Annotated in this window: 6 protein-coding genes and 1 pseudogene; 4 read left to right on the top strand and 3 right to left on the bottom strand. The window is 70.3% G+C overall.

Annotated elements, in window-relative coordinates; translation table 11 throughout:
* Positions 1-578 (top strand): annotated as a pseudogene (locus KBX37_RS24525) (hypothetical protein); the annotation flags it as partial.
* A 203-nt stretch (positions 579-781) separates the two neighbouring features.
* On the opposite strand, the gene KBX37_RS36055 reads toward KBX37_RS24525, so the two are convergent.
* A complete protein-coding gene (locus KBX37_RS36055) occupies positions 782-1,063 on the bottom strand; it encodes a hypothetical protein (protein ID WP_374103835.1) in 282 nt (93 codons plus the stop codon).
* A 30-nt stretch (positions 1,064-1,093) separates the two neighbouring features.
* Between KBX37_RS36055 and KBX37_RS24510 the strand changes: the two genes are divergently transcribed.
* Positions 1,094-1,321 (top strand): hypothetical protein, encoded by a 228-nt coding sequence (locus tag KBX37_RS24510; protein ID WP_210778258.1) that lies wholly within the window; start codon positions 1,094-1,096, stop codon positions 1,319-1,321.
* 434 nt (positions 1,322-1,755) lie between these two features.
* Here the strand turns inward: KBX37_RS24510 and KBX37_RS24505 are convergent, their stop codons facing one another.
* Positions 1,756-2,427, bottom strand: coding sequence for an HNH endonuclease family protein (locus tag KBX37_RS24505; protein WP_210778257.1), 672 nt, complete (start codon positions 2,425-2,427; stop codon positions 1,756-1,758).
* A gap of 375 nt (positions 2,428-2,802) precedes the next feature.
* Here KBX37_RS24505 and KBX37_RS24500 point away from each other — a divergent pair, with 375 nt between their 5' ends.
* A complete protein-coding gene (locus KBX37_RS24500; protein ID WP_210778256.1) occupies positions 2,803-5,013 on the top strand; it encodes an ATP-dependent RecD-like DNA helicase in 2,211 nt (736 codons plus the stop codon).
* A gap of 94 nt (positions 5,014-5,107) precedes the next feature.
* A complete protein-coding gene (locus KBX37_RS24495; RefSeq protein ID WP_210778255.1) occupies positions 5,108-5,305 on the top strand; it encodes a hypothetical protein in 198 nt (65 codons plus the stop codon).
* Positions 5,306-5,646: 341 nt separating this feature from the next.
* Here the strand turns inward: KBX37_RS24495 and pyrF are convergent, their stop codons facing one another.
* The gene (gene pyrF, locus KBX37_RS24490) at positions 5,647-6,366 is read right to left on the bottom strand and encodes an orotidine-5'-phosphate decarboxylase (RefSeq protein WP_210778254.1); all 720 of its coding nucleotides are present in this window, start codon (positions 6,364-6,366) and stop codon (positions 5,647-5,649) included.
* Positions 6,367-6,371: the final 5 nt, after the last annotated feature.

The following is a 6,371-nucleotide window of genomic DNA, read 5'->3' as shown; positions in this document are numbered from 1 at the left end:
CCGCGGTCGACCTGGACCTGCTCTTGAGGGCGATCGCGCCCGCCGCCGGCCAGCGGCAGGCGATAGCCACGCCCCCCATCGCCGTACCCGACGAGGCGCCCGCAGCCGGCGCCGTGCCCGTTGACGACGGTGAGCCCGCCGTCGTGCCGACGGCGGTCCAGCCCACCGCCCCCACCACGGGTGCGGACGAGCCGGCTACGAGTAACCCTGAAGGCGCTGATGCGGTTGACGTCGTGGTGCCCAAGCAGGCGTCACCGGCCACCAAGGCAAGCGAGGCGAAGAAGGCCAGCCGGGCGTCGGGCGCTGGCACGACCCGCAGCCGAGCGGGCAAGCCGAAGACCGTAACGGGGGCCAAGGCCACGACTACGGCGGCGAAGGCCACGAAGCGGACCGCGAAAGGCGGGTCCTCCGGAGGCGAGGGACGGGTGTACCGGCGCTCACCGGCCGATCTCGAAGCGGTCTACCAGCAGGCCGGCAGTGTGACGGCTGTCGCCGACCACTACAACGTGCCCCGGCACACCGCCCAGGGGTGGATCCGCACGCTGCGCCGCCGGCAAGCCGGGCCAATTTCTGAGTAGGGAAACGGGTACCGGGTCGGAACGGGCCAACAGGGGTGCCACTTCAAGGCGCGGGATAAGACCTGACGGCGAGGGCTGTCGACGTGCTGCGACAAGCTGTCAGTCTGTCGTCTCCGGCCCGGCGGCCGGTACTGGTAGGCCTTGTGCCTCGCCCTCCAGTCCGCGGCGTGCCCAACTCGGCGGGCTCTCCTTCACGGGCTTGATCAGTCACCCTCGAAGCCGCAGAACGTGCCGGACTCGTCGGCGGCGTCGGCGAAGCCCATGTTCGCGATGGACATGTTGGCGGAGACTTCGGCGTACCAGCGGGGCGGCACCAGGAAGGTGCGGCGGCCCCCCAGACGCCGAAGGGACGTGATCATGACCGGGCGGGACAGGAGACAGGCACGCGGAGCAGGGAGGTCGGCGGCGTCGGAACACATGGCCCGGGTGGCCGGCCTGGCCAGCGCGGTCGCGGGGCTGATCGCGGCGGTGGCGGGGCTGCTCACCGCAGTAGGCGCCACGGCGGGCGGCCGCTGATGCCCGCCGTGGAGGCATGGTTCCTGGGTGGCCCGGTCGACGGTCGCCTGGCACCGGTCGAGGTCGACGAGACGGGAGCACCGCCGCGGACGCTGCTGCTCACGCAGAGCGGCTACTACATCGGCGCCGCCGACCAGCCGAACCAGCCCGTTGAGCACCAGTACGTCCGCGACGAGCTGGAGGACCTCCCGCCGGTATACCGCTATGTCGGACGAGACGACGGATGACGGCATGTGCACACCACCCGGCAGGTAGGTGCCGGCGGTAAGGCGCAAGCGCGTGCCCGGACCACGACCTCGCCGACGCGGCTGGCGTCAGGCTGCCAGTCTCCTCGGGCGCAGGCGCGTCCCGCCGTCGGCGGCACCGGGAAGGGCGGCCGAGACGTGTGTCGGCAGCCACCGCGTCCCCGGCCTGGCAGCGGAAAGCCTTCCAGGCCGGGGACGCGGTGGCCCTGCTGTCGCCGCCGAGGCGATCACGGACCTGCTACGCCTCGGCTGGCATGTTCGTACGGCACGACGATCGGGCGTAGTGCTACCGGTGCGGGGGCCGGTGGTCAGCCGGCCCCGCCGTGCCTATGCCCAACCGACGGCCATCTGCAGTGCGGAACGACCGCGCGGCGTCGACGCGCGGAGAGCATGGTGAACCCCGGTCGGGGTTCCGGTCATGACGAGCAGGTGTTGAGCATGCTCTGCAGCGCGGACTTCTCCGTCGACTGCAGCTTGAGGCCCCAGCTGTACTTCACGGTGATCCACATCTTGCTGTAGGTGCACCGGTACGCCGTCCGGGGCGGCTGCCACGTCGACGGGTCCTGGTCGCCCTTGGACTGGTTGACGTTGTCCGTGACCGCGATCAGCTGTGGACGGCTGAGGTCGTTGGCGAAGCTCTGCCGCCGGCTGGTGGTCCAGGAGCTTGCGCCGGAGCGCCATGCCTCGGCCAGGGGCACGACGTGGTCGATGTCGACGTCCGAGGCCGCGTACCAGGTGGCGCCGTCGTAGGGGCTGTACCAGCGGCCGGACGTCGCCGCGCAGGAGCTGTCGACGACGACGGAGGTGCCGTCGCGCTTGAGGACCTGCTCGCGGGTGTTGCAGCTGCCGCTGATGGTGATCCAGTGCGGGAACAGGTCCCGCGAGTAGCCGCTCGTGGAGCCTTGCGCCGCCACGGTCAGGGCGTTGAGCTGCGACTGCGCCGTCGCCTTCGACGGGATCCCCGGCGGGGTCGCCGACGCCGGCTGAGCGTTCGCGACGACCAGTCCGGCGCCGGCGACCATGGCCATCGCGGCCGCCGCGGCTCGGCGTGCGCGGCCAGGGTGGGTGAAGAATCGTGGGATTCGCATGTGGGGCCTCCTCGGTGCAGGGGACGAGACAATGACCGTCTCTGACGATCGTGGCCATCGAACGTCATCCCTGTAAAGGCGCGGCGGCGCAACTCGGACGTTCACCCCCGAACCTCGGCCTCCGCGCCGCGCCGCCGAATCGGATGGTGACCGCCGGGGCCCTGCCTGCCGCCCCGGCGTGCCGCTGATGACGAGGTCGCACTGGCCGGGGCGAGGGCGCCACCCTGACCCGTAGTGACGAACCGTGAGGCGCCCCGGCGGGAAGGTCCATCGGCTTCCCGGTAGCCAGCGAGTCACGCCGTCACCCATCCTGAGTTGCAGGCGAGGGGCTGGGCGGGTGTCTGTGCCGGGTCGACAGGCGGCACGATGTGAGGCATGACCGCTCCCGCCCGCGTACCGCTTGCCGTCCTGGACGCGGTGCTCGAGCGGTTGACCTACGTCAACGAGGAAACCGGCTACACCGTCGCCCGCGTCGCCACCGACCGCGGCAGCGACCTGTTGACGGTGGTCGGCGCGTTGCTGGGTGCGCAGCCGGGGGAGAGCCTGCGCCTGCACGGGCGATGGTCATCCCATCCGAAGTACGGCAAGCAATTCGAAGTCGACTCCTACACCACCGTCCTGCCGGCCACGATCCAGGGCATTCAGCGATACCTCGGCTCCGGTCTGGTCAAGGGCATCGGACCGGTGTTCGCCGAGCGGATCGTGGCCCACTTCGGCCTGGACACCCTCCGCGTCATCGAGGAGGAACCCTCCCGGCTGGTGGAGGTACCTGGGCTCGGGCCGAAGCGCACGGCGAAGATCACCGCGGCGTGGGAGGAGCAGAAGGCCATCAAGGAGGTGATGGTCTTCCTCCAAGGCGTTGGGGTGTCGACATCCCTGGCGGTGCGGATCTTCAAGAAGTACGCCGACGCGTCGATCTCGGTGGTACGCAACGAGCCCTACCGGCTGGCCGCCGACGTGTGGGGCATCGGGTTCAAGACCGCCGACACCATCGCCCAAGCCGTCGGCATCCCCCACGACAGCCCGCAGCGAGTCATGGCAGGCCTGCAGTACACCCTGTCCGAGGCCACCGACTCAGGCCACTGCTACCTACCCGCCCCCGAGCTGGTCGCCGACGCCACGAAGATCCTCGACGTGCCCGCCGACCTCGTCACCGACTGCCTCGACACCCTGGCCGCCGCCGAGGGCGTCGTCCGCGAACCCCTGCCCGGCGGCGACGGAGAGCCGGTGCACGCGGTGTACCTGGTGCCGTTCCACCGCGCCGAGCAGTCCCTCGCCTCCTCGCTGCTGCGCCTACTCGGCGATCGGGCCGACCGGCTGCCCCACTTCAGAGGCGTCGACTGGGGCAAGGCCCTCACCTGGTTGAAGGCCCGCACCGGCGCGGACCTGGCCCCCGAACAGGAACAGGCCGTCCGCCTCGCCCTCACCTCGAAAGTCGCGGTCCTGACCGGTGGGCCGGGCTGCGGCAAGAGCTTCACCGTCCGCTCCATCGTCGAACTCGCCGCCGCCAAGAAAGCCAAGGTCACCCTCGTCGCTCCGACCGGCCGCGCCGCGAAACGCCTCTCGGAGCTGACCGGCCACCCCGCCGCGACCGTCCACCGGCTGCTGCAGCTGCGTCCGGGAGGGGAGGCCTCCTACGACCGGGACAACCCTCTCGACGTCGACCTCCTCGTCGTCGACGAGGCCTCCATGCTCGACCTGATCCTGGCCAACAAACTCGTCAAGGCCGTCCCGCCCGGCGCGCACCTGCTCCTGGTCGGCGACGTCGACCAACTCCCCTCCGTCGGCGCCGGAGAAGTCCTGCGCGACCTGCTCGCCGCCCCCACTGTTCCGCGGGTACGGCTGACGCAGATCTTCCGCCAGGCCGCCCAGTCCGGCGTCGTCACCAACGCCCACCGCATCAACGCCGGCCGCCCACCCCTCCTCGAGGGCATGGCGGACTTCTTCCTGTTCGCCTGCGACGACACCGACGCCACCGCCGCGCTCACGGTCGACGTCGCCTGCACCCGCATCCCCGCCAAGTTCGGCCTCGACCCGCGCCGGGACGTGCAGGTCCTCACCCCCATGCACCGCGGCCCCGCCGGCGCCGCCGCCCTGAACACGCTGCTGCAGCAGCGCCTCACCCCGCACCGCGAAGGCCAGCCAGAGCGGCGGATGGGCGGGCGGGTGTTCCGGATCGGCGACAAGGTCACCCAGATCCGCAACAACTACGACAAAGGCCAAGCCGGCGTTTTCAACGGCACCCTCGGCATCGTCACCCACCTCTCCACCGAAGAGCAGACCCTGGCCGTGCGTACCGACGAGGACGAGAGCATCGACTACGACTTCGACGAACTCGACGAACTCACCCACGCCTACGCCATGACCATCCACCGCTCCCAGGGCTCCGAATACCCGGCAGTGGTCATCCCGCTGACCACCAGTGCGTGGATGATGCTGCAACGCAACCTGCTCTACACCGCCGTCACCCGCGCCAAGAAACTCGTCGTCCTCGTCGGCTCCCACCGGGCCCTCGCCGCCGCCATCCGCACCGTCAGTGCCGGCCGCCGCCACACCGCCCTCGACCACCGACTCACCCGCATGTGACACGGCCGTTGACATCGGTGCCGATGGGGTACCGCTTGGGTCGGCAACTCGTACGCCACGTCCCGGCGCTGATGGGTTGCGTACGGTCGAGGACGTGAACGTGCTGCTACGCGGCGGACCGGGGGACGGCCAGGTCGTGTCCGGCGGCGGGGAGACCGCCGTCTGGCAGGCCTGCCTTTACGAGATCACGCCCGAGTACGGCCGCCGGCACGGACGCGACCTGCGCGTGTACCGGCACCGCCCCGACTGCTGCGAGCCGTACGGCCGAGGCGCCGAGGACCGCTGCGAGTGACCTGCCCGTCCGGATGCGCGCAGCAGCGCGCCCACCCACCCCGGGCCTATAGAACATGCCTACGATCGCCTCGTGGAGGAGGCGGCCCGGCGGTGGTGGATCGGGTGCGACTGGGCACATTGTTAGCCGTTGGACAGCGCAGTTGGCCGCATGATCGATTGTGGTGGGTCCGTCCGACTGGCAGGCGCCGTTGATCGAGTAGTCGGAATTCCCCTCATCAACGCCGTCAGGATGACGCTCTGTCACTGGCCGGGACCTGTGCCGCCCGCGCCGAGCATCCGCATCTGCCGAGATAAGGGCATCACCTGTCGCCGGTCTTGGCCCTTTGACTTCGGCCGTTGTCAGCTGTGTGCGCGGAGCTTACCCAGCTCGTCTTCGAGGTGAGCGAGGACGGCTGCCGGGTCTGGTGCCCGGGTCAGGGACCGGCCGATGACGATGTGCGTTGCGCCCGCGCGGATCGCGGCCGTGGGATGCGCCGGTCGGGCGTGCTCGCTTGTGGTCCCGTTTATCCCGGCCTGCAAGGTCACTCCTGGAGTGACGATCAGCATGTCCGGGCCGAGTTCCGCGCGCAGCGACGCCGCGTCCTGCGGTGAGGCGACCACTCCGTGGCAACCGGCGCGCTGTGCCAGTCGGGCCAGGCGGGTTACCTGCTCCTCGATCGTGGCGCTCAACCCGATGGCGGCGAGGTCGGTGTCGGCGAGGCTGGTGACGACGGTCAGCGCGATGACGTGCAGTTGCGGGAAGTCGGCGGCTGCGCGTACCGCGGCCTCCATGATTGTGGAGCCTCCCATGGCATGCACGGTCACCATGGTCGCGCCGAGCCGGCCGGCTGCGCGGACGGCACCCGCAACAGAGGTGGGGATCTCGAAAAGCTTGAGATCCAGGAAGACATCCTTGCCCTCACCGACCAGCCGGGCCACAAAGGCCGGGCCGGCGACGGTCAGCAGTTCCAGGCCCACCTTGTATGACTGGCCGGCGTCACCCAGGCGGTCAACGATCGCCTGGGCGTCGTCAACGGTATCGAAGTCGAGCGCGACGATGATGCGGCGTGCCGTGTTCACCCGCT

This window comes from Micromonospora sp. U56 (assembly GCF_018070095.1).
GTDB classification, from domain to species: Bacteria; Actinomycetota; Actinomycetes; order Mycobacteriales; family Micromonosporaceae; genus Micromonospora; species Micromonospora purpureochromogenes.
The sequence above is the reverse complement of the archived record's forward strand: the minus strand, read 5'-3'. Positions and strand labels throughout refer to the sequence as shown.